Annotated in this window: 22 protein-coding genes and 1 pseudogene; 10 read left to right on the top strand and 13 right to left on the bottom strand. The window is 67.4% G+C overall.

What is annotated here, in order from left to right:
- Nucleotides 1-186: 186 nt before the first annotated feature.
- The 5 genes and pseudogenes from MWN34_RS00890 to MWN34_RS00875 all read left to right on the top strand — a co-directional run bounded on the left by MWN34_RS00890 (nt 187) and on the right by MWN34_RS00875 (nt 3,765).
- On the top strand, nt 187-1,725 hold the full coding sequence (locus MWN34_RS00890) for an adenylate/guanylate cyclase domain-containing protein (protein ID WP_247025745.1): 1,539 nt from the start codon (nt 187-189) through the stop codon (nt 1,723-1,725).
- Between the two features lie 80 nt (nt 1,726-1,805).
- Nucleotides 1,806-2,033: pseudogene (locus tag MWN34_RS19740) on the top strand (E2 domain-containing protein); the annotation flags it as partial.
- 31 nt (nt 2,034-2,064) lie between these two features.
- Complete coding sequence (locus MWN34_RS00885) at nt 2,065-2,577, top strand: hypothetical protein (RefSeq protein ID WP_247025744.1); 513 nt, start codon at nt 2,065-2,067, stop codon at nt 2,575-2,577.
- 132 nt (nt 2,578-2,709) lie between these two features.
- Nucleotides 2,710-2,985 (top strand): hypothetical protein, encoded by a 276-nt coding sequence (locus tag MWN34_RS00880; RefSeq protein ID WP_247025743.1) that lies wholly within the window; start codon nt 2,710-2,712, stop codon nt 2,983-2,985.
- A 387-nt stretch (nt 2,986-3,372) separates the two neighbouring features.
- Entirely contained in the window at nt 3,373-3,765 is a 393-nt protein-coding gene (locus MWN34_RS00875; RefSeq protein WP_247025742.1) for a GFA family protein, read from the top strand.
- 119 nt (nt 3,766-3,884) lie between these two features.
- Here the strand turns inward: MWN34_RS00875 and MWN34_RS00870 are convergent, their stop codons facing one another.
- From MWN34_RS00870 to MWN34_RS00855, 4 genes are all read right to left on the bottom strand, one after another.
- Entirely contained in the window at nt 3,885-4,100 is a 216-nt protein-coding gene (locus MWN34_RS00870; RefSeq protein WP_029355496.1) for a cold-shock protein, read from the bottom strand.
- A 290-nt stretch (nt 4,101-4,390) separates the two neighbouring features.
- Nucleotides 4,391-4,603: a cold-shock protein gene (locus tag MWN34_RS00865; RefSeq protein WP_247025741.1), complete on the bottom strand. Its 213-nt coding sequence runs from the start codon at nt 4,601-4,603 to the stop codon at nt 4,391-4,393.
- 109 nt (nt 4,604-4,712) lie between these two features.
- A complete protein-coding gene (locus MWN34_RS00860) occupies nt 4,713-5,054 on the bottom strand; it encodes a hypothetical protein (protein WP_247025740.1) in 342 nt (113 codons plus the stop codon).
- Nucleotides 5,055-5,112: 58 nt separating this feature from the next.
- On the bottom strand, nt 5,113-7,392 hold the full coding sequence (locus MWN34_RS00855) for an NADP-dependent malic enzyme (RefSeq protein WP_247025739.1): 2,280 nt from the start codon (nt 7,390-7,392) through the stop codon (nt 5,113-5,115).
- Nucleotides 7,393-7,558: 166 nt separating this feature from the next.
- On the opposite strand from MWN34_RS00855, the gene MWN34_RS00850 reads away from it, so the two are divergent.
- The gene (locus MWN34_RS00850) at nt 7,559-9,547 is read left to right on the top strand and encodes a hypothetical protein (RefSeq protein ID WP_247025738.1); all 1,989 of its coding nucleotides are present in this window, start codon (nt 7,559-7,561) and stop codon (nt 9,545-9,547) included.
- A 90-nt stretch (nt 9,548-9,637) separates the two neighbouring features.
- Here the strand turns inward: MWN34_RS00850 and aspS are convergent, their stop codons facing one another.
- The 3 genes from aspS to MWN34_RS00835 form a co-directional block, all read right to left on the bottom strand.
- Nucleotides 9,638-11,410: an aspartate--tRNA ligase gene (aspS, locus tag MWN34_RS00845; RefSeq protein WP_247025737.1), complete on the bottom strand. Its 1,773-nt coding sequence runs from the start codon at nt 11,408-11,410 to the stop codon at nt 9,638-9,640.
- A 113-nt stretch (nt 11,411-11,523) separates the two neighbouring features.
- Complete coding sequence (locus tag MWN34_RS00840) at nt 11,524-12,219, bottom strand: MgtC/SapB family protein (protein WP_247025736.1); 696 nt, start codon at nt 12,217-12,219, stop codon at nt 11,524-11,526.
- Between the two features lie 14 nt (nt 12,220-12,233).
- On the bottom strand, nt 12,234-12,707 hold the full coding sequence (locus MWN34_RS00835; RefSeq protein ID WP_247025735.1) for a DUF992 domain-containing protein: 474 nt from the start codon (nt 12,705-12,707) through the stop codon (nt 12,234-12,236).
- A gap of 159 nt (nt 12,708-12,866) precedes the next feature.
- Here MWN34_RS00835 and rnd point away from each other — a divergent pair, with 159 nt between their 5' ends.
- Nucleotides 12,867-14,030 carry a ribonuclease D gene (gene rnd / locus MWN34_RS00830; RefSeq protein WP_247025734.1) on the top strand — a complete coding sequence of 388 codons (1,164 nt, stop codon included), beginning with the start codon at nt 12,867-12,869 and terminating at the stop codon, nt 14,028-14,030.
- A gap of 112 nt (nt 14,031-14,142) precedes the next feature.
- On the opposite strand, the gene ppx is transcribed toward rnd, so the two are convergent.
- From ppx to MWN34_RS00805, 5 genes are all read right to left on the bottom strand, one after another.
- Complete coding sequence (gene ppx / locus MWN34_RS00825; RefSeq protein WP_425532042.1) at nt 14,143-15,648, bottom strand: exopolyphosphatase; 1,506 nt, start codon at nt 15,646-15,648, stop codon at nt 14,143-14,145.
- A gap of 13 nt (nt 15,649-15,661) precedes the next feature.
- Nucleotides 15,662-17,818, bottom strand: coding sequence for an RNA degradosome polyphosphate kinase (locus MWN34_RS00820; protein WP_247026113.1), 2,157 nt, complete (start codon nt 17,816-17,818; stop codon nt 15,662-15,664).
- A 158-nt stretch (nt 17,819-17,976) separates the two neighbouring features.
- Nucleotides 17,977-18,687 (bottom strand): HdaA/DnaA family protein, encoded by a 711-nt coding sequence (locus tag MWN34_RS00815; protein WP_247026112.1) that lies wholly within the window; start codon nt 18,685-18,687, stop codon nt 17,977-17,979.
- An 11-nt stretch (nt 18,688-18,698) separates the two neighbouring features.
- On the bottom strand, nt 18,699-19,871 hold the full coding sequence (locus tag MWN34_RS00810) for an AI-2E family transporter (RefSeq protein ID WP_247025732.1): 1,173 nt from the start codon (nt 19,869-19,871) through the stop codon (nt 18,699-18,701).
- A gap of 171 nt (nt 19,872-20,042) precedes the next feature.
- On the bottom strand, nt 20,043-20,573 hold the full coding sequence (locus tag MWN34_RS00805) for a CDP-alcohol phosphatidyltransferase family protein (protein WP_247025731.1): 531 nt from the start codon (nt 20,571-20,573) through the stop codon (nt 20,043-20,045).
- Nucleotides 20,574-20,752: 179 nt separating this feature from the next.
- On the opposite strand from MWN34_RS00805, the gene MWN34_RS00800 reads away from it, so the two are divergent.
- From MWN34_RS00800 to purN, 3 genes are all read left to right on the top strand, one after another.
- Nucleotides 20,753-21,916: a benzoate/H(+) symporter BenE family transporter gene (locus tag MWN34_RS00800; RefSeq protein ID WP_281502820.1), complete on the top strand. Its 1,164-nt coding sequence runs from the start codon at nt 20,753-20,755 to the stop codon at nt 21,914-21,916.
- A gap of 96 nt (nt 21,917-22,012) precedes the next feature.
- Nucleotides 22,013-23,092, top strand: a complete 1,080-nt coding sequence (gene purM, locus MWN34_RS00795) for a phosphoribosylformylglycinamidine cyclo-ligase (RefSeq protein ID WP_247025729.1) — start codon at nt 22,013-22,015, stop codon at nt 23,090-23,092.
- Between the two features lie 16 nt (nt 23,093-23,108).
- On the top strand, nt 23,109-23,759 hold the full coding sequence (purN, locus tag MWN34_RS00790) for a phosphoribosylglycinamide formyltransferase (protein ID WP_247025728.1): 651 nt from the start codon (nt 23,109-23,111) through the stop codon (nt 23,757-23,759).
- Nucleotides 23,760-23,764: 5 nt separating this feature from the next.
- Here purN and MWN34_RS00785 read toward each other — a convergent pair whose 3' ends face one another.
- The gene (locus MWN34_RS00785; RefSeq protein ID WP_247025727.1) at nt 23,765-24,592 is read right to left on the bottom strand and encodes a transglutaminase-like domain-containing protein; all 828 of its coding nucleotides are present in this window, start codon (nt 24,590-24,592) and stop codon (nt 23,765-23,767) included.
- Nucleotides 24,593-24,604 lie beyond the last annotated feature (12 nt).

Genomic DNA, 24,604 nt, shown 5'->3' with positions numbered 1-24,604 from the left:
ACTCGATGCTCGCATTAAAGCGCCTCACTTCTTAGAGGCGACTTGAATGGCTTGAAAAATGAACGTTCCGGGCAGCTTCACGGCTGCCCGGAAATGGCTGGGGGAACAGACCAGAAACGTCGCTTGGGGAAGCGGCTTCGACAGGAACTGGCTGCCGCGGTCGGCCGCCGAAAGATGGAGACTGGCGTGGCGCATACCTGGAAGCACGATCGGGCCAAGTCCTCGATCGACAAGCGTATCGAGGACGTGCGGACCGTGTCCGTCGTGGACTGGACGCGCGACAAGTCCCTCGAGGACATCCCCACCAACAAGGCGTACCGGATGGACGCCGTGCACCTCTATGTCGACATCCCCAACCTGCGGGAACTCCTCGACAGCACCGCTGTCGAAGGACCGACCTGCCACAAGCGGACGCTCCGCTTCCTCAACCTCCACTACCGGGCTGTCGAGCGCATCCTGTCGGGCGCCGAGGCCCGCCGCGTGGACTTCCACAACCAACGCCTCCACGCGGTGGTGTCGAAGCCCTACGGCTCGGACTCCGAGGCCGACCGCGTCCGCAAGGCCGTGGCCGTCGCCCAGCTCATCAGCGACGTGCTTGCGGAGACGGGCGACGACGACGAGCAGATCCCGAACGCGGACGTGCGCATCGGGATCGACACGGGGCTGGCCTTGGCCGTCAACAACGGTCGCAACGGGTACCGAGAGCCGCTCTTCCTCGGCAGCCCGGCGAACAAGGCGGCCAAGCTCGCCTCGAACGGCACGACCCTCGGTATCTTCTTGAGCAACAGCGCTCGTCGCGCGATCGGCCTCGAGGAGCTCGACGAAGACGACGTGCCCAAGACCCCTTTGACCGAGGAGGAGATCTCGGCGTGCCAGGAAGCCGCGGACCTCGACGTCGACAAGGACTCGATCGTCGACGCGTGGCGCAAGGACAACGAGAAGAGCCCCATCGGTACCTTCGAGTTCTCCCGGTCGACCCCGCCGCTGCGGGATCTCGAGATCACCTCGCTGTCGCCGGCGAACTCGCGGCGCATGGACACCGTCTCGGTCTACGCCGACGTGGACAACTTCACGGCTTACGTCGACGCACACATCGAGGACGACGAGCAAGCCAAGGACGTCGTGAGGTGCCTCCATGTCATCCGCGCGGAACTGGATCGGGTGCTGACCGCAGACTTCGGCGGCAGGCGCATCCGCTTCATCGGCGACTGCATCCACGGCCACATCCTCGAGGGCACCGCGCACCAGACGTACGACGAGGAGACGGTCTCGACCGCGACGCTGTGCGCCGGCGCCCTGCGGAGCAGCTTCGATCTTGCGCTCGAGCGCCTGCAGGCCAACGGCATCGACACCGACGACCTTGGCCTCGCGATCGGCTTCGAGTTCGGGCCGACAGCGATCACGCGGCTGGGCATGCGCGGAGACAAGGTGCGCTGCTCGGTCGGACGCGCGGTCCTCGGTTCCGAGGACGAACAGAGGCGGTGCACGGGCAGCCAGACGGCCATCGGCGATGCCGCCTACGGGGTCGCGTCCGACGCCGTGCGCGAGCTGTTCGGGAAGGCCAAGATCGTCCCAGACTTGACCTACGACACCGCCGTCTCGGCTCTCTCCGAAGACGGAGACAAGGTGGCGAAGGCCGCAGTGGCTGAGGCGTACGCTCTTTCAAGCCCGGCGCTGGCCCGGGCAGCGGAAGAACCCTTCCGGCCGCACTGCACGAAGGACTGATCTGGTTGTCGGCCCTCGCCTGCATCAAGCGGACGGCGTCCCAACACCACGCCGCGCTCGCCTCCGAGAGCGGCGGCTCTGTGACGTTCGAGGTGTGCCCGCCACTGCCGTCGGGCGCTCCGGGTCCAAGCTACACCGTCGCGATCTCCGCGGCGGGCCCAATCATCACCGCACGCGAGACCAAGCCCGGCCGGCTGCCCAATTTCTGTCCGGAGCGACACATCAACTTCGGGGGATCGTTCTGCCTGAACTGGAAGGCCGGCGACCCGCTGCAGGTCGTCGACGATGCCTCTGCGTCGCTCTGGTGGCGGAAGCTCCTGAGATACCTGCGCGCGCAGGATGTCGCCGCAGCCCTGCGTCGCTGGCCAGGCAAGCCGGAAGGTCGGGCTCACGGCTCGGCGGCCGTCTTCCAGGCCCGCGCGGAGGCGGCCGCCGATCGCCTCGGGCCACGTCCCCGACTTCCTGGTCGAACGCAGCGGCGTCGCGACATTGCTCGACGCCGTCGGCGAGGGGGCCGAGCCCCCTCCCCCATGGGTCGCCGCGGCTGCCGTTGAAGCCGGGTTCCGGCACCAGATCCTCGCCGCGGCCGACAAGCCCGCCGTCCGCCTCGAGAACGCGATCGACCTCCTCCGCTACGCCCGCTGGCGCGCGCCGCTCGGCGAGCGCGTCAGGCTGCTGGTGCTGCTCGAGGACGGCCCGCTCCCGCTCGGCGCCTGCCTCGCCGCGATGCGCTCTCCCGACCCGATGGGCGTGGTGGCCGCCCTTGCGCTGCGCCGCTTCGTCGAGCTCGACCTCGATGACGCACCGATCGGTCCCGACACTCGCGTCCGGGCGATAGCCGCGGCCCGCTGAATCCTTCGACCGCATCCTTCCACGCCACCGGCCCGCCCAGCGCGCCGGAACGACGGAGCACGCCCGTGCCGTTGATCAACCGGGGCCCCGGCCCTTTCCCCCATCTTGCCGCGAAGGCCTTCCACCGCGGTCGTGAACGCCCTGATCGAGACAGGGGCCCTGCCCTCGAGCGTGCGTCTCAATCCGGTAAATCGTTGCCCTCAACGAGTGGTGCTGGAAGCCGACCTCGACACGTTCATGCGGAGGTTCGTCTCGCTCACCGGTCTTTCGAGAGAGACCGGGATCCACTTCAGGCGCCTAGCCGCAGACCTCGGTCGTTCCGGGATCACGCCTGCCTTCGATCCCGGACAGGTGAAGGCCACGTTCTACGAGCGCGCCGCGCTTCGCGGCCACGCACCCGCGACCTGACCAAGCTACTCTCACTGATCGCTTTGGAGGCCTCGGCATAGCCGGGGCCTTTTCTTTGCGCTCGCATCAAACCGCCTCTCAAAGAGGCTGCAGAGTGAGGCAAGTTGATGCGAGGACGTCTGCGGCGTCGAGGCAAAGCGAGAAATAAATATCAGCAAAAACAGTTACTTACAGGATTTCTGAGGCAATTTATGGCTGGTCTTACACTTCCCCGCCCGGTGCCGAGCGTTGATCGCGCGCTATGCCGACCGCGCAGGGCCGTAGCCTTTCTGATGACGGCCGGGATCTTCCCGGCCGTATCCTTTTGGCCTTCGTGCCCTGGCGTCATCTCGACATCGCCTGCGCGATCCCTCACCCTCTCCCCCGCATCAGAGGAGGGGAAGAAGCATGAGCGAAACGGGGAATGATCCGGCGAGCGATAAAAAGGCCCCTGCCCTGCACGGTGGCGGATGCCATTGCGGGGCCGTGCGCTTCGAAGTCGAGACCGACCTCGGCCAGATCCTTGCGTGCAATTGCTCGATCTGCTCGAAGAAAGGTCTATTGTTGACCTTCGTGCCGGATGCCGCGTTCCGGCTCGGCTCGGGCGCGCAGGCGCTGCGCGAATACCGGTTCAACAAGCATGTCATCGGGCACATGTTCTGCTCGGATTGCGGGGTCGAACCCTTTGCGCGCGGCGCGATGCCGGACGGCACGGCGATGGTCGCCGTCAATGTGCGGTGCCTCGACGGGATCGATCTCGGCACACTCTCGCCCACGCCCTATGATGGCCGCAACGCCTGACCAAGGCACCCGTCAGAGAGCCTGTAACATGCGAAAAAGCCGCCGTTCCCCCGGGAAACGGCGGCTTTCTCAATGGCAGGACACGGGAGAGGCCGAAGCCGTCCGCGTCGGGAAAGGCATCACGCCGTGCGCAGGTTGACCGCGGAGGTCTTGCCGGAGCGCTGATCGGTCTGCAGCTCGAAGGAGATCTTCTCGCCGTCACGCAGACCCTGGAGACCGGAACGCTGCACCGCACTGATGTGCACGAACACGTCCTTGCCGCCGGAGTCAGGCTGAATGAAGCCGTAGCCCTTCTGGTCGTTGAACCACTTCACGGTGCCGGTAAGGGTAGACATAGTCTCAAGTCTCTCAGATCTAGGTTGCACATCCAGCCGGGACGCGATGTTCCCGACTTAGGTCGAAATTGGAAGAAAAGCTGAACGTGCGCCCGGCGGATGCAAGGCGAAACGACCCAGTCGTCCGGCCAAATTCTGCGGAGAGACTAGACGGAATGTCGTGGGATGCAAGCCCGTCGATCATCATTCCCGTCACATCGGAAAAATGACAAAACCACCTTGCGCTGCAGCAGATCGGCCGTGTCATTTGCCATCCTTCCGCAGTCACCCGCCGGCTCCGTGCGACCGGCTCAGACCGGGCGCAGATTGACGGCGGACTGCCGGCCCGAACGCTGGTCGGTCTGCAGTTCGAAGGCGATTTTCTCGCCGTCGCGCAGCCCGCGAAACCCCGCACGCTCGACGGCGCTGATATGGACGAACACGTCCTTGCCGCCGGCGTCGGGCTGGATGAAGCCGTAGCCCTTCTGCTCGTTGAACCACTTCACGGTGCCGGTATCTGCCATTGAAGGAAAACCTTGGACGGTGGATTTCAGGACACCCCGCAGAACGCCATTCGGAAGCCCCGGTTCCGCTCTGTCCGGATTTTTACCGGCAGGCCTCAGTGCCGAGGCCTCAGCGCCGCCGGTTGCACCGGTTGTTGGAGACGCGACTCATCCGGCCGCGATTATCGCGGTAGTAGCAGCGGCCATTGCGCCAGACATAGCCGCGATTGTAACGGCGGTTGCGATCGCGCGAGGCGCCGACGGCGGCGCCCGTCGCACCGCCGACCACGGCGCCGGTTACCGCCCCGCCTGCGGTTCCCGACACCGCCCCGCCGACCGCCGCACCTGCGGCGCCGCCGATGATGGCCCCACGCGCGGTGCTGTTCTGGGCGTTCGCGCCCGCTCCGGCGAAGCCGAGCGCCGCAAGCGCCAGCACCGCGACAACGGCCGCCTTCACAATCCGAATCGTCATGATCTTCCTCTCTCTGCGTCGGGGAGGCGGCCGCCACGCAGCCGCCTCATGCGGTGCCTCAGATGTTCTGCGCCTCGACAACCGCGATGGCGGTCATGTTCACCACGCCGCGCGCGGTGACCGAGGGGGTGAGGATGTGCGCCGGTCGCCCCGAACCCAGAAGGATCGGGCCGACGGGCAGCGAATCGCCGAACACCTTCACCATCTGGTAGGCGATATTGGCCGCCTCCAGGTTCGGCATGACGAGGATGTTCGCCACGCCCTGCAGCCGCGAACCCGGCAGCACGCGCTCGCGCATCTCCGGCACCAGTGCGCTGTCGCCTTCCATCTCGCCATCGACCATGAGGTTGGGGTCGCGGTCGGCGAGGATCTGCGCCGCGCGGCGCATCTTGCGGGCCCGCTCGTCATCACGGGCGCCGAAGTCGGAATGCGAGAGCATCGCCACGCGCGGCTCGATGCCGAAGCGGCGGACATGGGCGGCCGCCAGCGTCGCGATCTCGGCGAGATCCTCCGCGCTCGGATCCATCGTCACCTGCGTATCGCAGAGGAAGAAGGCGCCCTTCGGCGTCAGCAGCATCGAGAGCGCCGCGACATCCTGCACGCCCGGCGCCTTGCCGATGATGGTGCGGATGTGCCGGAGATGGCGGATGAACCGCCCTTCCACGCCGCAGAGCATCACATCCGCATCGCCGCGGATGACGGCGAGCGCGGCGATCACGGTCGGCGTGGTGCGCACCAGCGTGCGCGCGATCTCGGGCGTCACGCCCTGCCGGCCGGCGACGTCGACATAGGTCTGCACATAGTCGCGATAGCGCGGGTCGTCGTCGGGATTGATGAGGTCGAAGTCGCGATTGGGCCGGATCGAGAGGCCGAAACGCTCCAGCCTCGTATCGACCACCGCCGGGCGGCCGATCAGGATCGGGCGGGCGATGCCCTCCTCCACCACGACCTGCGCGGCGCGCAGAATGCGCTCGTCCTCGCCCTCGGCATAGATGACGCGCTTCGGCGCCTGCCGGGCCGAGGTGAAGATCGGCTTCATCACCAGGCCGGAGCGGAAGACGAACCGGTCGAGGCTTTCGAGATAGGCGTCGAAATCCGCGATCGGGCGCTGCGACACGCCGCTCTCCATCGCCGCCCGGGCCACCGCGGGGGCCACGCGCTGGATCAGGCGCGGATCGAAGGGCGAGGGAATGAGCGAGTTCGGCCCGAACACCGGGGTGTCGCCGCCATAGGCACGGGCCACCACGTCGGAGGGCGTCTCTCGGGCGAGTTCGGCGATGGCGTTGACCGCCGCGATCTTCATCTCCTCATTGATCTGGGTGGCGCCGGCATCCAGCGCGCCGCGGAAGATGAAGGGGAAGCAGAGCACGTTGTTGACCTGGTTCGGGAAGTCCGAACGGCCGGTGCAGATCATGGCGTCCGGGCGCGCCTCGCGGGCGATGTCCGGCATGATCTCGGGGGTGGGGTTGGCCAGCGCCATGATGAGCGGACGCTCGCCCATGGCCTTCAGCATCTCCGGCTTCAGCACTCCGCCGGCGGACAGGCCGATGAAGATGTCCGCCCCGACGATCGCCTCGGCCAGGGTGCGGGCCTCGGTCTTCTGGGCGAAGGCCCCCTTATAGGGGTCCATCAGCTTCTCGCGGCCTTCATAGACCACGCCCTCGATGTCCGTGACCCAGATGTTCTCGCGCTTCGCGCCCATCGAGACGAGCAGGTTCAGCGTCGCGATGGCCGCAGCGCCGGCGCCGGAGGTGACGATCTTCACCTCGTCGATCTTCTTGCTGCCGAGGAACAGCGCATTCACGATGGCCGCGGCGACGATGATCGCGGTGCCGTGCTGGTCGTCGTGGAAGACGGGAATGCCCATCTTCTCGCGCAGACGGGTCTCGATCTCGAAGCACTCGGGCGCCTTGATGTCCTCCAGATTGATGCCGCCGAAGGTGGGCTCCAGCGCCGCGACCACGGTCACGACATGGTCCACCTCATTCGCGTCGATCTCGATATCGAATACGTCGATGCCGGCGAATTTCTTGAACAGGACGGCCTTGCCTTCCATCACCGGCTTCGACGCCAGCGGGCCGATATTGCCGAGGCCGAGCACCGCCGTACCGTTCGACACCACCGCAACGAGGTTCTGCTTGCAGGTGAGTTCGGCGGCCAGCGCCGGATCGGCCGCAATCGCCTCGCACACCGCGGCGACGCCGGGCGTATAGGCGAGCGCGAGGTCGCGCTGGTTGGCAAGTGGCTTGGTTGCCTGGATCTCCAGCTTCCCGGGGCGCGGCAGGCGATGATAGACCAGCGCTCCAGACCGCAGGTCGTCCGAGATATAAGATGCCATCTCACCCTTCCTTGGCGTTATCATCTTGGTTGGGAACATGCGTCCCGCCCCATGGCTACACCGTCTTTAGCGGTGTGTAATGCCCGTCTTTTGACGGTTGGTGTAGCCTGTGCACCCGTCGCGCTGATTCACAGCCTGGCGCGGCGCTCATCAGGTCCGGATTCGCATGCGAAAGCTCGCCATTGTCCTTCTCGTCCTCCCGGTGCTCGCTTTCGGCGGCTATTTCGCGGCGACGACCTATGCGAATCGAGAGGCAGGGCGACAGATCGACGCCGTATTCCAGAATCTCGGCGAAGGCGGGGTCGAGGCCCGCCACGGCGCGGTGAGTTTCGATCTGCTCGCCCGGCAGCTGGATGTCGCCGACATCGTGCTCACCTACCCGCAGGGGCGCGGCAGCACGACCATCGCCCATCTCAGCGCCGCCGGTCTCGGACAGGTCGAGGGCGGTCGGGTGAAAGTGGACCGTCTGGAGCTGAAGGACCTCGCCTTCGAAGGCCGCATCGGCGACACCCCGGCCACCCACGCGAGCTGGACGGCGCCTTCGCTGGTCGTCGAGCATTATGAGGGGCCGGCCGAGGTTTCCGCTCCGGCAGGCCGACCGTGGCAGATCGCGCTCGCGGTGCTGCGGACGGCGAAGATCGGGCGCATCACGGTGCCGGTGTCCACGCTCTCCACCAGCAGGGGCACGGGCGATGCCGCGATCAGCGGCGAGCTGGCCTATGGCGGCACGACGCTGGATGACATTGCCGGCGGCATCATCGCCCGGCTCGCCGTCACCCCGTCGAAGATCGCTACCACGAGCAAGGACGGCAGCGGAGCCGGCACCATCGGGGCCGTGACCGGCGAGGGCATCGATGTCGGGGCGTGGATCAACGCCGTCACCGGCGAACCGGTCGCGACCGACCAGACCGGCACCTTGGTGAAGAGCTACCGGGTCGACGGCTATGACTACGCGATGGGCGACAAGGTGAAGGTGAAGGGCGGGCCCCTCACTCTCACCGACCTGTCGGTAAAGGCGCCGGGCCTGCCAACCGCGGAACTCATGGAAGTCGAGGCCGCTCTCCGGGCGAAGGAGGCGGCCGGCGAGCCGATCGAACGGGAAGACATCGCGCCCCTGATGGATGTGCTGGCGCGTGCGGCAGCCGTCACCCATCTCGGCAGCTTCGATGCGGGTGAACTCGATCTCGCCTCGCCGGACGGCGCCAAGGCCCGTCTGACGACGATCCATGTCGGCGCCCTGAGCGACGGGGTACTCAGCGAAGCAAAGATCGAGGATTTCGCCGGCACCGATCATGTCGGTAGGCCGGCGAAGATCGCGCGCATCGCGCTCGCCGGCGCACGGGTTGCCGACATCCTGCAGCAGAGCGCCGCCCGCATGGCGGAGGACGATCATGCAGGGGTCGCGCCTGCGCCTCAGCGCATCGATCTGGTGCAGCGCTTCGAGATCACCGGCTTCGAGGTGCCCTCCGAGATCGGCGACGGGCCGGTCAGCATCGAGAAGATGCTCCTCGCCATGGACGGCATCGTGGACGGCGTACCCGCCAAGGTAACGGGCACGCTGCGCATGGCGCTGCCGACGGCGGTGCTGGCGGATCAGCAGATCTTCGCCCTGCTCGCGGCCAACAACGTACCCCGCATCACCATTGCCGGCGACATCGCCTCGAACTGGGATCCGGCAACCGGCACCGCCGTCATCGCGCCGATCTCGCTCGACATCAGCCATGTGGGGGCGATCGCCGGCCAGTTGCGCATCGGCAATGTCACGCCCGCCGCCTTCTCCGCGGATGATGCGGCGGCGCTGGCGGCGAGCCGGCGCGAGACGCTGGAACAGGCGGCCTTCACGCTGAAGGACAACGGGTTGTTCGCGATGAAGATGCGCGAGCTCGCCCAGCAGCAGGGCGTGAAGGAAGACGCGGTGCGCCAGCTCGTGACCGGGGTGGCGGCGTTCATCGTCAACCAGTTCGCCAATGACCGGCCGCAATTGGAGCCGGCCGGGCAGGCGCTCATCACCTTCCTTCAGGCGCCGGGCGGCGCGCTGACCGTCAAGGTGACGCCGCGCTCCACGCTGACCTTTGGCGACATCATGGACAGCGTGGAGAACGACCCGCTGACCCTGACCGACAAGGTGAACATCGAAGCCAGCGCGTCGAAATAGGCTACCACCTACGAGGCGTAGATACAAAAAAGCCGCGGCGACCATGAGGTTGCCGCGGCTTTTTGCATTTTTACGGAAGCGGAGCCTCGCTCACTTCTCCGGCAGATTGGTGCGGATGTGCAGCTCGCGGAGCTGCTTCGGGCTCGCCTCGTTGGGCGCGCCCATCAGGATATCCTGCGCCTGCTGGTTCATCGGGAAAATCGAAATCTCGCGCAGATTGGTGGTGCCGCAGAGCAGCATCACGATGCGGTCGACGCCCGCCGCCATGCCGCCATGGGGCGGCGCGCCATACTGGAAGGCGCGGTACATGCCGCCGAAACGCTCCACCACCGTCGCCTCGTCATAGCCGGCCAGCTCGAACGCCTTCACCATCGCCTCGGGGCGGTGGTTGCGGATGCCGCCGGAGGCGATCTCGTAGCCGTTGCAGGCGATGTCGTACTGGAACGCCTTGATGGTGAGCGGGTCCTGCGTCTTCAGCGCCTCGATCCCGCCCTGCGGCATGGAGAAGGGGTTGTGCGAGAAATCAACCTTCTTCTCGTCCTCGTTCCACTCATAGAACGGGAAATCGACGATCCAGGCCAGCTCGAACCGGTCATGATCGACGAGGTTCAGCTCCTCGCCCACTTTGGTGCGGGCGGAACCGGCGAACTTCACGAACTTCTCGGGGTCGCCCGCCACGAAGAAGGCAGCGTCGCCGGCAGCGAGACCGAGCTGAGCACGGATGGCTTCCGTGCGTTCCGGGCCGATATTGTTGGCGAGCGGGCCGGCGCCTTCGCCACCCTCGCGCCACATGATGTAGCCGAGCCCCGGCTGGCCCTCGCCCTGCGCCCACGAATTCATGCGGTCGCAGAAAGCGCGCGAGCCGCCCTTAGGGCCGGGAATCGCCCAGACCCGGTTCTTCGGGTCTTCCAGCATGCGGGCGAAGACCTTGAAGCCCGAGCCGCGGAAGTGCTCGGACACGTCCTGCATTTCCAGCGGGTTGCGCAGGTCCGGTTTGTCGGTGCCGTATTTCTGCATCGACACCGCATAGGGAATGCGCGGCCAGTTCTTCGTCACTGGCTTGCCGTCGGCGAACGCTTCGAACACGCCGGTGATCACCGGCTCCACGGCGGCGAACACGTCCTCCTGCTCGACGAAGCTCATCTCCAGGTCGAGCTGGTAGAACTCGCCCGGCAGGCGGTCGGCGCGCGGGTCCTCGTCGCGGAAGCAGGGCGCGATCTGGAAATAGCGGTCGAAGCCGCTCATCATGATGAGCTGCTTGTACTGCTGCGGGGCCTGCGGCAGCGCGTAGAACTTGCCGGGATGCAGCCGCGAGGGCACCAGGAAGTCGCGCGCGCCCTCCGGCGAGGAGGCGGTGAGGATCGGGGTTTGGAACTCGAAGAACCCCTGCCCCTTCATCTTCGCCCGCATGGCGTCGATGATGGCGCCGCGGGTCATGATGTTCTTGTGCAGCTTCTCGCGGCGCAGGTCGAGGAAGCGGTAGCGCAGCCGGGTCTCTTCCGGATACTCGACGTCGCCGAACACCGGCATCGGCAGCTCGGCGGCGGGCCCCAGCACCTCGATGTCGCGGGCATAGAGCTCGACCTCGCCGGTCGGCAGGTCCGGGTTCTCGGTGCCGGCGGGGCGGTTGCGGACATTGCCGTCCACCCGGATCACCCATTCCGAGCGCACCGTCTCGGCGAGCTTGAAGGCCGGGCTGTCCGGGTCGACCACGACCTGGGTCAGGCCGTAATGGTCGCGCAGATCGATGAACAGCACGCCGCCATGGTCGCGGATGCGGTGGCACCAGCCCGAGAGGCGGACGGTCTGCCCGACATCCGAGCTGCGAAGCGCGCCGCAGGTGTGCGTGCGATAGCGATGCATGAACAGGTCCCCGACACTGCGATAGGAAAACGGGCCCCTCGCGGGGCGGCCGGAGGGGTGCATGGGCGGGCTGGTTTGTCAATCGCCAAAGGCCCGAACGCCCCGCGCATCCCCTATTCGGGCGGCGAGGTCGAGGTCCAGCGCGCGAGGAAGGTGAGCGGCGAGGCGCTCATCTCGCCCACCAGCCGCTCCACCCGCTCATCGTCCTCACGGGCGGAATAGACCAGCGCCTCCACCTCGACGACGTCGGAACTCTCGATCACATGGCTCTCCATCGCCCGGAGCCGCAGGCCCTCCACCTTGATCGCCTGAAGCAGCATCGTTCGCACGGCGGCCTCGTCGGACGATGCGCATTTCAGGTCGATCACATAGAAGCGCGACACCGCCTTCTCATCCGGCACGAAGCTGTCGAGCAGGGTGCTGAGCCGCGGCAGGCCGATATTGATAGCCAGCAGCAGCGCCGCCGTCTCAATGGCTTCCACCGGCTGTCCATAGCCGGACAGCGTGCCGACCGCCGCCGTCGCCCAGACGGTGGCCGCACTGGGAAGGCCGCGCACGCTCAGGCCGTCGCGCATGATGAGGCCGGCGCCGAGAAAGCCGATGCCCGTCACCACCTGCCCGCCAATGCGCACATCCGCCGTTTCCGTGGTGAGCAGCGCCAGCGAACTGAACGCCGCCGCGCCGAGCGAGACCAGCGCGTGGGTCGTCAGCCCTGTCGTGGGTTGGCGCAAATGGCGTTCTGCGCCGATCGCCATGCCGAGCAGGGTCGCCAGCAGCAGGTTCGGCGCGACGGAGTAAAGACCGATCATCACAGGACCATTGCTCAAGGAGCCGGCGTGAGCGTCAGCCGGGCGACACCGAGGGCCAGCGAGGCGCCGATGGTGCCCTCCACCGAGAGCGGGTTGAGCGCGAAGGAGCGGTTGGTGCCGACAAGTGCATTGGCCCCCACCCCGATGCCGAGCGCGATATCGCCGGAAACCCCCTCATAGCTGCCGGCGAGGGCGCCCGGCGCAATGTCGCGCGTCAGCGCCGCAACGCCCCAGCTCATCATTCCGGCGCCGGTCACGCCGAGATCCAGCCCGATCCGCTCGATGACGCCGGTGTAGCGGGTCGACGGCCCGGACACCGGATCGAAGGTGCAGTTCAGCGGCTGGCGCGACTGCACCAGCATGGAGATGCTGGCCCCGACCTGGCAGACCAGCACGCCCGCATCCACCCTGTCTGCGGCGGCGGCGGGCGGGGTGAGGATGGGAAGGCATGCCAGGGCGAGGAGAGCGAGAGGACGGCGGATGGCCATGTGGACCCCCATGCGTGACCGGCGGGACGACGAAGGCGGGACGACGAGAAGGACGGCGCCGGAACGAATCGGCATATGTATAGAATGCAGGGCGCAACGGCAGCCGTCTTGCGTCTTTGCATTCGTCTGCGCCGCCCAATTCCTATATCAAGCCTGCTCATGGACATGATCACGACAACCGACGCCCTCTCCGCCGCCTGCGAGCGGATGGCGCGGCATTCCTTCGTTACCGTCGACACCGAATTCCTCCGCGAGACGACCTTCTGGCCGAAGCTGTGCGTCGTTCAGCTCGCGAGCCCGGACGAGGCGATCGTGATCGACGCGCTCGCCGAAGGGATCGACCTCAAGCCCTTCTTCGACCTCATGGTCGACGAGAAGGTGCTGAAGGTCTTCCATGCCGGGCGGCAGGACATCGAAATCGTGTGGCACCTGGCCGGCGTCATTCCCCATCCGGTGTTCGACACCCAGGTCGCGGCGATGGTGCTCGGCCATGGCGATTCCATTTCCTATGACCAGCTCGTGCAGCGCCTCACCGGCCATGTGCTCGACAAGTCGCTTCGCTTCACCGACTGGTCGCGCCGGCCGCTTTCGGTGGCGCAGATCACCTATGCCGAGGCCGACGTCACTCATCTGCGCGACGTCTATCTCAAGCTCGACGCCGACCTCACCCGCCGCAACCGGCATGACTGGGTGAGCGAGGAGATGGCGGTGCTCACCTCCCCCGACACCTACCGGCAGGAGCCGGAGACGGCATGGGAGCGGCTGCGTTCCCGCGTGCGCAAGCCGCGCGAGCTCGGCGTGCTGATGGAGGTCGCCGCCTGGCGCGAGCGCGAGGCGCAGGGCCGCGACATGCCGCGCTCGCGCATCCTGAAGGACGACGCGATCGGCGAAATCGCCTCCCAGCAGCCGACCACCCCCGAGAAGCTGGCGCAGCTACGCACCATTCCCAAGGGCTTCGAACGCTCCCGCGCCGGCGAGCAGATCATCGAGGCCGTGAACGCGGGGCTTGCCCGCGACCCGAAGAGCCTGCCCCGCTTCGAGCGTGACAAGCCGCTCTCGAACGGCGCCTCGGCGACCGTGGAGCTCCTGAAGGTACTGCTGCGCATGACCTCCGAGCAGCACGGCGTCGCCGCCAAGATCCTCGCGACCGTCGACGATCTGGAGAGGATCGCCAGCGACGATGAGGCAGACGTGCCGGCGATGAAGGGCTGGCGGCGCGATCTGTTCGGCGAGCGTGCGGTAGCACTGAAGGCGGGCCGGCTGGCGCTCGCCATGCAGAAGGGCCGCGTCATCGCGGTTCCGCGCGAGACGCCGGCAGCCTAGTCGCAGCCTGACGGAATCAAAACCAGAAGGGCCGGCGCCCGGCGCCGGCCCTTCTGGTTCCATATCACGGCGTGTTTTCCGATCGCGTGATTCCAGCCGATCGGAAAACGCTCTACACGACCACGACCACCGCCTCGCGCCCGATCAGGCGACCCAACGTCTTCAGGCGGGAGAGGATGCGGTCGCCGCCCAGCGCGGTGAGGTCCTGCGGCAGTTGCAGCACCAGCCTGCCGCGCTCCACCGTCATGGGCACCCTCGGCAGGGTGTCCGGCATCGCCGCGGAGATGAGATAGGCGACCCGGAGCGCCGCTCCCAGCACGCGGGCATGGTCGAGCAGGCGGGTCGAGACCAGTTCGCGAATGCGCGGCGACAATTCATCGTCCACCAGGCCGACGTGGCGGTAGAAGATCGACAGCGCGAGAAAGGCGCGGCCGGGATGGTCCACCCCGATGAAAGCGGCGTGGGCGATGATGTTGAGGCTCTGCTCGCCGCGATAATCGGGATGCGCGCGCCAACCATTGTCCGACAGCAGGCAGGCGGCGTGGCGCAGGCGCTGCTCCTCCTCCACCTCCTCGATCCCGCTGGAGGCCATGAAGGCATCGGTCCAGTTGATGAGCTCGACGCCGTGGCGCGGCGAGCGCGAGCGCAGCCAGTTCAACTCGGCCGCAGCGACGATCAGCGGGTCGTCGAGCCGCTCCTTCTCCGGCAGCAGCTCGTAGAGCAGCCCCTCGCGCACGCCCTGGGCGGAGATGAAGATGTTGGCCGGCTTGCCGATGCGGATGATGTGCTCCAGCACCAGCGCGCCGTAGGGCAGCAGCGGACGGCGCACCTCGGCGACCGTCTCGATCCGCGAGAGCGTATCCACCGGCACGCGGCGGATCACCCGGCAGAACTCCAGCGCCTCGCGGGCGGGCAGGAGATAACCGTGCATCACATGCAGCGGATAGCCGCGCTGGAACATGTGGAGCCGTGCCAGCGCCCGCCAGGTGCCGCCCACCGCATAGAAGGTGCGCCCCTTCAGGTGCTCCAGATGCCGGTCCTTGGCGAGCGCATCCTTGACGATCTTGTCCGCCTTCTTGAGCGAACGCGCCGATGCGTCCTGCAGGGCGAGGCCGCCGAGCGGGAAGGTCACGCCCGGGCCGATCTTCTGCCCGTGCAGATCCGCCAGCTCCAGCGAGCCGCCGCCGAGGTCGCCCACCACCCCATTGGCCTTGTGCACGCCGGAGAGGATGCCGAGCGCGGAGAGCTGCGCCTCGCGCTTGCCGGAAAGCAGCTGCACCTCGGTGCGGCAGATGGCGGCGCATTCGGCGACGAAGGCTTCGCCGTTCTCCGCATCGCGCGCCGCGGCGGTGGCGAGCACATAGAGCTTGCCCACGCCCATCTGGTCGCACAGCGCACGGAAGCGGCGCAGGGCGACGAGCGCCTTTTGCACCGCATCTGCGTTGAGCCGGCCGGTCGTGGCCACGTCCCGCCCCAGCCCGCAGGACGCCTTCTCGTTGAAGATCGGCGTCGGACTGCGGGAGAGCTTCTCATAGACCACGAGGCGAACCGAGTTCGACCCGATGTCGATGACCGCGATCGGCGCACCCGCGACCAGTCGGCCCGGTGCGTCCTGCATGACCTCCATGGTCTCAGCCGCGAGCGCGGCGACGGGTGAGACTGCGGGGAGACGATTCTTTGAGCGACTTGCCACGTCCGGACAGACTCGGATTGGTCATGAAATACTGGTGGGCGTTGAACGGCTCTTCGCCCGGCCCGGGCACTATGCGTTCTGACGTACCGTCGGGCAACAGCCGCCAGCTCTGCTGGTTGTCCTCCAGATTCGCAACCATGATCTGGTCGAGAATCTGCATGTGGACGGTGGCGTTGGTGATCGGACACAGGGCCTCGACCCGGCGGTCGAGATTGCGCGGCATCAGGTCGGCCGAGGAGATGTAGACCGCCGCCTTCGGGTGCGGCAATCCGTGGCCGTTGCCGAAGCAATAGACCCGGCCATGCTCAAGAAAGCGGCCGACGATCGATTTCGCCCGGATGTTTTCGGAGAGCCCGGGCACACCGGGACGCAGGCAGCAGATACCGCGCACCACGAGGTCCGTCGGCACGCCGGCGGCGCTGGCGCGGTACAGCGCGTCGATGATCATGGGATCGACCAGCGAGTTCATCTTCAGCCAGATCGCGGCCGGTCGCCCGGCCTTGGCGAAGGCGATCTCGGCGTCGATATGGTCGAGGATGCGCTGCTTGAGGGTGAGCGGGGAGACGGACATCGCCTCCAGCTCCTGCGGCTCGGCATAGCCGGTGATGTAGTTGAAGAGGCGGGCCACGTCGCGGCCGATCACCGGATCCGCCGTGAAGAAGGACAGGTCGGTGTAGATGCGCGCGGTGATGGGGTGGTAGTTGCCGGTGCCGACATGACAATAGCTGGCCAGCGTGCCGCCTTCCCGGCGCACCACCAGCGACAGCTTGGCGTGGGTCTTCAGCTCCAGGAAGCCGAACACCACCTGCACGCCCGCGCGCTCGAGATCGCGCGCCCAGCGGATATTGGCCTCCTCGTCGAAGCGGGCCTTCAGCTCCACCAGCGCGGTCACCGACTTGCCGGCATCGGCGGCCTCGGCCAGCGCCCGCACGATGGGGCTGTCGGAGGAGGTGCGGTACAGCGTCTGCTTGATGGCGACCACGTTGGGGTCGCGCGCCGCCTGCCGCAGGAACTGCACCACCGCGTCGAAGGACTCATAGGGGTGGTGCACCACGAGGTCCTTCTCGCGGATGGCGGCGAAACAGTCGCCGGCATGGTCGCGGATGCGCTCGGGGAAGCGGGCATTGTACGGCTTGAACTTGAGGTCCGGCCGGTCGAGCGAGACGAGCTGGCTGAACTCGTTCAGCGCCAGCACGCCGTGGACCAGGAAGATCTCGTCATCCGCCACGCCGAACTCGCGGGCGACGAAGGTGCGCAGTTCCTCCGGCATGGCGGCATCGACCTCCATGCGGATCACCGAGCCGCGGCGCCGGCGCTTCAGCGCGCTTTCGAACTGGCGGACGAGGTCTTCCGCCTCCTCCTCGACTTCCAGGTCGCTGTCGCGCACCACGCGGAAGGCGCCGAGGCCCTTCACCTGATAGCCGGGGAACAGGCGGCCGATGAACAGGCCGATCATCTGCTCCAGCGTGATGAAGCGCGCGGCGCCCGAGGCATCGTCCGGCAGGCGGATGAAGCGCTCGATCTTGGCCGGCACGCGGATCAGCGCGTTCATGGCGCGGGCATCGGAGATGCGCGAGAGCTGCAGCGCCAGCGAGAAGCCGAGATTCGGAATGAAGGGGAAGGGATGCGCCGGGTCGATGGCGAGCGGCGTCAGCACCGGGAAGACGTGGTTCAGGAAATAATCGTCCAGCGCGTGCCGGTCCGCGGCCTTCACGTCGCTGCCATCCACCAGCACGATACCGTTTTCCGCCAGAAGCACGCGCAGTTCGCGCCAGCGCGCCTGCTGGTCGGAGGCCAGCGCCGCGACCTCGGAGGCGATGAGCGGAAGCTGTTCGGCCGGGGTCAGCCCGTCCGGGCTCTTCACCACGAAGCCTTCGCGCACCTGCTCCTTGAGGCCGGCGACGCGGACCATGAAGAATTCGTCGAGATTGTTCGCGGAGATGGACAGGAACCGCAGCCGTTCCAGCAGCGGGTGCCCGGTATTGGAGGCCTCCTCCAGCACGCGGCGATTGAACTGCAGCCACGACAATTCGCGATTGATGAACCGGCCGGGCGAATCGAACAGCGCCTGCGCCGAGGCCTTCGCGTCCGATATCGCCGGTCCGCGGCTGGCGGGCTCTGCGGCGACGTGCTGTTCCGTCTGGCTCACCGTCTCGTCTCCCTGAAAATCGGTCCGCTGGTTTGCGCGGAAATTGGCCGTCCGTCATGACAGCTCTATGACAGCGAGATGTCGCACGGATTAAGGGCTTCCGGCTAGAAGGCGCCCTCCTCGTCATTCACGCCCGGACTTTGTCGAAGTTTCAGGATCTGCGCCGCCAGCGCCCGGGTCAACGGCCGCTTGCGGGCCAGCGCCTCGCGATCGAGTTCGGCGACGATATCCCTCAGCGCGTGAACGGAACGCTCCACCCGTGCCAGCAGGAAGGAGAGGAGCGCCTCGTCCGGGGCGATCTGCCGGTCGGCGAACAGCTTCAGCGCGACAGCCGCGAGCAGCGCGTCGTCGGGCGCCTCCACCGGCACCACCGGCACGGCGCGCAAGCGCGAGGCGAGGTCGCGCGTGGACAGCCGTGCCGCCAGCGCGGCGAGCGGCTCGCGGGCGGTGAGCAGCAGCCGGGCGTCCTTCTCGGCGACGAGGTTCAGGAGGTGGAACAGTGCCGCCTCGTCGATGCCGGGGGCGTCGATGTCCTCCAGCACGAGAAGGTCGCCGGCCAGCGCCTCGGGCACGCCCTCGGGGGTGAGAGCCGCCGCCTCGATGCGCCGGGCGCCAGTCTCCTCGGCGAGGATGGCGGCGAGGTGGCTCTTGCCGGACCCCGGTGGCCCCACGAGCGCCACGACGCGGGCGGGCCAGTGCGGATAGCGCTCGATCAGGGCGAGCGCCCGCTCGGTACCGGGCCCCGGCAGGAAATCCGCCCGCGCCCGGCTCTCGCGGTGCGGCAGATCGAGGGGAAGCTGGCGCGGTTCGATCATCGCCACCCCGCTCACGGACGTCCGTTCCCGGGCTCGCGCGGGCGCTCGATCACCTCGACGGTGCGCACCTGTGCCGCGCCGCCTCCCGGGGGCTCGATGACTTCCACCGCATAAGCCTCGATGGCTTCACCCGTATAGAGCGAACTGTGCAGATACTGGTCGAGCGCGAAGCGCACCAGCACGCCCATCGCCGCCGCCAGAGGCACCGCCAGAAGCAGGCCGAGGAAGCCGAGCAGATAGCCGAAGGCCAGCAGCGCGAACATCAGCCACACCGGATGCAGGCCGACGCTGTCGCCCACCAGCTTGGGCGACAGGATGTTGCCCTCGACGAACTGTCCGAGCAGGAAGATGGCGACGATGACGCCGATCATCGTCCAGTCCGGGAAGAACTGCACCAGCGCGATGCCGACCGCCAGCACGAAACCGGTGAGCGAACCGACATAGGGGATGAAGGTGATCAGCCCCGAGACGATGCCGATGACCAGCCCGAAATTGAGCCCGGCGATGGTGAGCGCGATGGCGTAATAGGTGCCGAGAATGATGCACACCAGCGCCTGCCCACGCAGGAAGCCGGCAATGGCCCGGTCCATCTGGCGGGCAATATCGCGGATGGTCTCGCGATTATGCACCGGCAGCCAGGAATCGACCTTGGCCACCATGCGGTTCCAGTCGTTGAGAATGTAGAAGGCCACGACGGGGGTGATGACCACGAGCGAAAACAGCGAGATCAGCGCCTGCCCCCCGGTCCAGATCGACTGGACGAAGGAGAGCAGATAGCTCGCGCCCTGCGAGACGAGCTGGGAGAGCCCCTCATTGATGTTGGGCACATTGTTGCCGAACACCCGGCGCAGCCATTGTGCGCCCTCCCCCGTCATCAGCTTCTGCAGCTTGGAGATGGTCTGCGGCAGGCCCTGCAGGAAGGCCGAGAGCTGGCTGCCGAACAGCGGGATGACGAGCAGCAGCAGCAGGATGATGACCAGCAGCGAGACGGCGATCACCGTCAGGCTCGCCACCATGCGGCTGGCGCCCCAATGCTCCAGCCGGGTCGTGACGGGGTTCAGGAAATAGGCAAGCGCCAGGCCGGCGACGAAGGGCAGCATGACGCTGCTGAGCAGCCAGCACACCAGCACCACGAAGGCCAGCGCCGCCAGCCAGAAACGCACCTGGGGATGCAGGATCGTCATGCGTTCCGGTTCTCCGCCGCCTCACCAACACGAGGGCGTGCCCCCGGCCTGCACATTCCATACAGCACAACGCGCAGGGCGGCGATGGTGCTGCAATGTTCCGGCGTTTCTGCCCGTTTTCCCCGCAACGCGCGCCGGCAGGCTGGGGATCGCGCCGATCGAGGCCCCTCCTCACTCGGCGACGTGGCGCGCCCACTCGCACAGATAGGCCAGCGCCGAGCAGGCGGTGAGCGAGCCCACCAGCACCATGCCGACCTCCAGCGCTCGGCCGGGATCGAGCCCGAAGCCGAGCGTCGCCAGGATCAGCGCGGCAAAGCCGATCTGCGCGGTGGTGTTGAGCTTGGAAATGACGAGCGGGCGGATCGCCACCGGCTTGTCGAGCCCCCAGGAGAGGATGACCGCGCCCACGATCATGATGTCGCGCGACACCACGGCGATGGCGAGCCACACCGGGAGCACGCCGGCGAGCGCGAGCGTGACATAGATCGAGACCAGCAGGGCCTTGTCCGCCAGCGGGTCGAGATAGGCACCAAGCTCGCTGGCGAGGTCGAAGCGCTTGGCGATGAAGCCGTCTATGCCGTCGGAGATGCCGGCGGCGAGGAACAGCCAGAAGGCCAGCGCATATTGGTGCGCCCCGATCGCCCAGACGACCACCGGCACAAGGAAGATGCGGCCGATGGTGATGATGTTCGGCACGTTCACGACGCGGCGCCCCCCGGAGGAGGCCGCCCACGCCCCCTTCTTTCAAAGGCGAGATAGGCAGGCACCCCCGCCTTGCCAAGCCCAACCCTGCCGGCCCCGCCTCCCGCTGAGGAAGCGCCTTCGCCCGCGTGACGGCGCCGGCTCCGCATGGCACAAGGCGCTGTCCTGTCCTCGCGAGTCTGAAAACCGCCCGCATGCGCCCCTCCATCGTCATCTCCGCTGTGGTCGCCGCCCTGGTCGGGTTCGGCGGCACGCTGGCCCTCATCGTCTCGGCGGCCCAGGCGGCGGGGGCGAGCCCGGCGGAGATTTCCTCCGGCGTGCTGGGCATCTGCCTCGCGGTCGCGGCGACGACGGCGGTGCTGAGCGTGCGCTACCGGCTGCCGATCATCACCGCATGGACCACGCCGGGTGCCGCGCTGATCGGCGCCTCGCATGGGCTCACGCCGGGCACGCTGGTGGGCGCCCTGCTGCTCGCGGGCGTGCTCATCCTCATCACCGCGACCGTGCGTCCGCTCGGTGCGCTGGTGCAGCGCCTGCCGGTGCCGATCGCGGCGGCCATGCTGGCGGGCGTGCTGTTCCGATTCGTCACCTCGGTCTTCACCGCAGCCGGCGCGAAGCCGCTGCTGGTGCTGCCGCTCATCGCGCTTTTCCTGGTGGCGCGGCGGCTGAGCGCGTTCGGCGCGGTGCTCATCGTGCTCGCTGCCGGCGTGGCCTACGCCTTCCTGCTGGGCGAGGTGAAGCCCCTGCCCGACAGCCTGCCGTTGCCCCAGATCGTCGTGATCTGGCCGGTGTTCGAGCTGCAGGCACTGATCGGCGTCGGCGTGCCGCTCTATCTCGTCACCATGGCCTCGCAGAACCTGCCCGGCTTCGCGGTGCTGCGCGTCTCGAACTACGAGCCCCCGACCGCCGCGATCCTCGCCGTTACCGGCTTTGCTTCCGTCATCACCGCTCCGCTCGGGGCGCTGACCAGCAACCTCGCCGCCATCACCGCCTCGATCTGCACCGGGCCGGACACCCATCCGGACCCCTCGAAGCGCTGGCTGGCGGGACCGTTCTATGCGCTGTCCTACATCCTGCTGGCGATCGGCGGCGCCTCCATGGTCGCGCTCATCGCCGCGATGCCGGCCGAGCTGATCGCGACCGTTGCGGGACTCGCGCTCATCGGCTCGCTGGTCAATGCCTTCGGGGCGATGGGGGATGCGGCGCTGCGCTTTCCCGCAGTCATCACCCTCACCGTGACCGCCTCCGGCATGTCGCTTCTCGGCATCGGCTCCGCCTTCTGGGGGCTGGTCGCCGGCATCGTGGCGCTGGGGGCCGAACACATCCGCCGGCCGGCAGCTTGAGAAGTGCGGAATCCGCAACGTGCGTGTTGCCTCGCCCCTCTTTAGCGGCTAATCGGCGCGGCAGCACCGACGACGGGGCGGACGACGGGGATTGACATGTCCGAGGACAAGAAGGGACTGAGCTATCGCGATGCGGGGGTCGACATCGACGCCGGCAACCGGCTCGTCGACCTCATCAAGCCGCTCGTGAAGGCCACCCGCCGGCCGGGCGCGGATGCCGATATCGGCGGCTTCGGCGGCGTGTTCGACCCCAAGGCCGCGGGCTTCAAGGACCCGCTCATCGTCGCCACCACGGACGGCGTAGGCACCAAGCTGAAGATCGCCATCGACACCGGCAACCACGACACCATCGGCATCGACCTCGTGGCGATGTGCGTCAACGACCTCGTGGTACAGGGCGCCGAGCCGCTGTTCTTCCTCGATTATTTCGCCACCGGCAAACTGGCGCCCGAGGTCGGGGCGCAGATCGTCTCCGGCATCGCCGCGGGCTGCAAGGAATCCGGCTGCGCGCTGATCGGCGGCGAGACCGCCGAGATGCCGGGCATGTATGCCGATGGCGATTACGACCTCGCCGGCTTCTCGGTCGGCGCGGTGGAGCGCGGCGAATTGCTGCCGCGCCCGGACATCGCGGCGGGCGACGTGCTGATCGGGCTCTCCTCGTCGGGCGTTCATTCCAACGGCTATTCGCTGGTGCGCCGCATCGTCGAGCGTTCCGGCCTGCGCTGGAAAGACCCTGCCCCCTTCGCCGACCACAGGAGCGTCGGCGAGGCGCTGCTCACCCCGACCCGGCTCTATGTGAAGTCTGTGCTCTCGGTCATCCGCTCCACCGGCAAGGTGAAGGCGCTCGCCCATATCACAGGCGGCGGCCTTACGGAAAACCTGCCTCGCGTGCTGCCCAAGGGCACCGTGGCACGCATTGACCTCGACGGGCTGCATGTGCCGCGCGTGTTCCGCTGGCTGGCACAGGTCGGGCAGGTCGAGCCGGAGGAGATGCTGCGCGCCTTCAATTGCGGCATCGGCATGGTGGTGGTGGCGGATGCCGCCGACGCCGAGGAGGTGATGGAAGCCTTCGCCGAGACCGGCGAGAAGGTGGTTCATCTCGGCGTGATCGAGCCCGGCGAAGGCACCGCCCATGTCGTCTATGACGGCAACCTCAACATCGACATGCCGCTGTGAGCCGGGACGTCCTGCCGTGAGCAAGACCCGCGTCGCCATCCTCATCTCCGGGCGCGGCTCCAACATGATGTCGCTGATCGAGGCGGCCGCCGCTCCCGACTTTCCCGCCGAGATCGTCACCGTGATCTCGAACCGGCCGGAGGCACATGGCCTTGCCCGCGCGGCGAGCGCCGGCATAGCGACGCTGGCGGTCGACCACAAGGCCTATGCCGACCGCCCCGCCTTCGATGCCGCGCTCGATGCCGCCCTGCGGGCTTGCGAGGCGCAGATCGTCTGCCTCGCCGGCTTCATGCGGCTACTGACCCCCGCCTTCACGCAAGGGTGGCACGGCCGGATGCTCAACATCCATCCCGCTTTGCTGCCCAGCTTCAAGGGCCTGCACACCCATGAGCGGGCGCTTGCCGAAGGGGTGAAGCTGCATGGCTGCACCACCCATTTCGTCACCGCGGAAATGGATGTCGGCCCCATCATCATGCAGGCCGCCGTGCCGGTGCTGGACGCCGACACGCCGGACACGCTCGGCGCGCGGGTGCTGGCGCAGGAGCATGTGATCTACCCGGCCTCGCTGCGCCTCGTCTGCGAGGGCCGTGCCCGGATCGAGGGCACGCGCGTCGTGATCGACGAGTTCGCACTGGGCGATCGCGCCCTCGTTTCACCCTCGGCCTGACGGCCTTACGCGATGCCGACCGCGCGCACGGTCGGCTCGCCTTCGCCGACCTCTTCCGCCGCGCTGATGGCCACTTCCATGCCGGTCATCTGTGCGCCGCCATGGATGGTGCAGAAGGCTGCATCCGCCGCATCGCGCCCGACCCCGATGCGCACCAGCCCCTGAAGCGCGGCTTTGCGTGTGGGATCAAACAGATACCACGATCCGTCAAGGTAACACTCGAAGACGGCGTGGAAGTCCGGCGGATCGAGCTGCCACGCATAGCAGCTCGCGAAGCGCGCCGGGATCGCCAGAGCGCGGCAGAAAGAGATGCCGAGATGGGCGAAGTCGCGGCACACGCCCGCGCGCTGCACCATGGTGTCGGAGGCCGAGGTCTCGGCGTCCGACGAGCCGCTCAGATAATCGACATGCTCGTAGATCCAGTTGCAGATCGCCGTCACCCGCTGGTGGCCGGGCGCGAGTTCGCCGAATTCGCGATGGGCGAAACGCGCCAGCTTGTCGGACTGGCAGTAGCGGCTGGGATTGAGGAAGGGCACCACCTCCAGCGGCAGCTCCGCCACCGGGGTTTCGCGCACGCTGGCCGGGTCGGCGTCATGCATTTCGAGCGCCACGGTGGCGCCGTAGGCGACCGTGAAGGTGCCCGGCTCGACAACCGCGCGCACGAGGCGCGTGCCGCCGTCGAGCACATGCCGGTCCAGCGCGACGGGCGGGGAGAGTTCGAGATTCTCGGAGAGGATCTTCTGGTTGCGCAAAGCCGCCGCCTCGACATTGAGGATGAAGACGGCCGGCTCGCTGACCTCATAGGAAAGCGTCGAAGCGACATTGAATTTCATGGGCGTGATCCG

Source organism: Ancylobacter crimeensis, from assembly GCF_023016805.1.
In the GTDB taxonomy this organism is placed as follows: Bacteria; Pseudomonadota; Alphaproteobacteria; order Rhizobiales; family Xanthobacteraceae; genus Ancylobacter; species Ancylobacter crimeensis.
The sequence above is the reverse complement of the archived record's forward strand: the minus strand, read 5'-3'. Positions and strand labels throughout refer to the sequence as shown.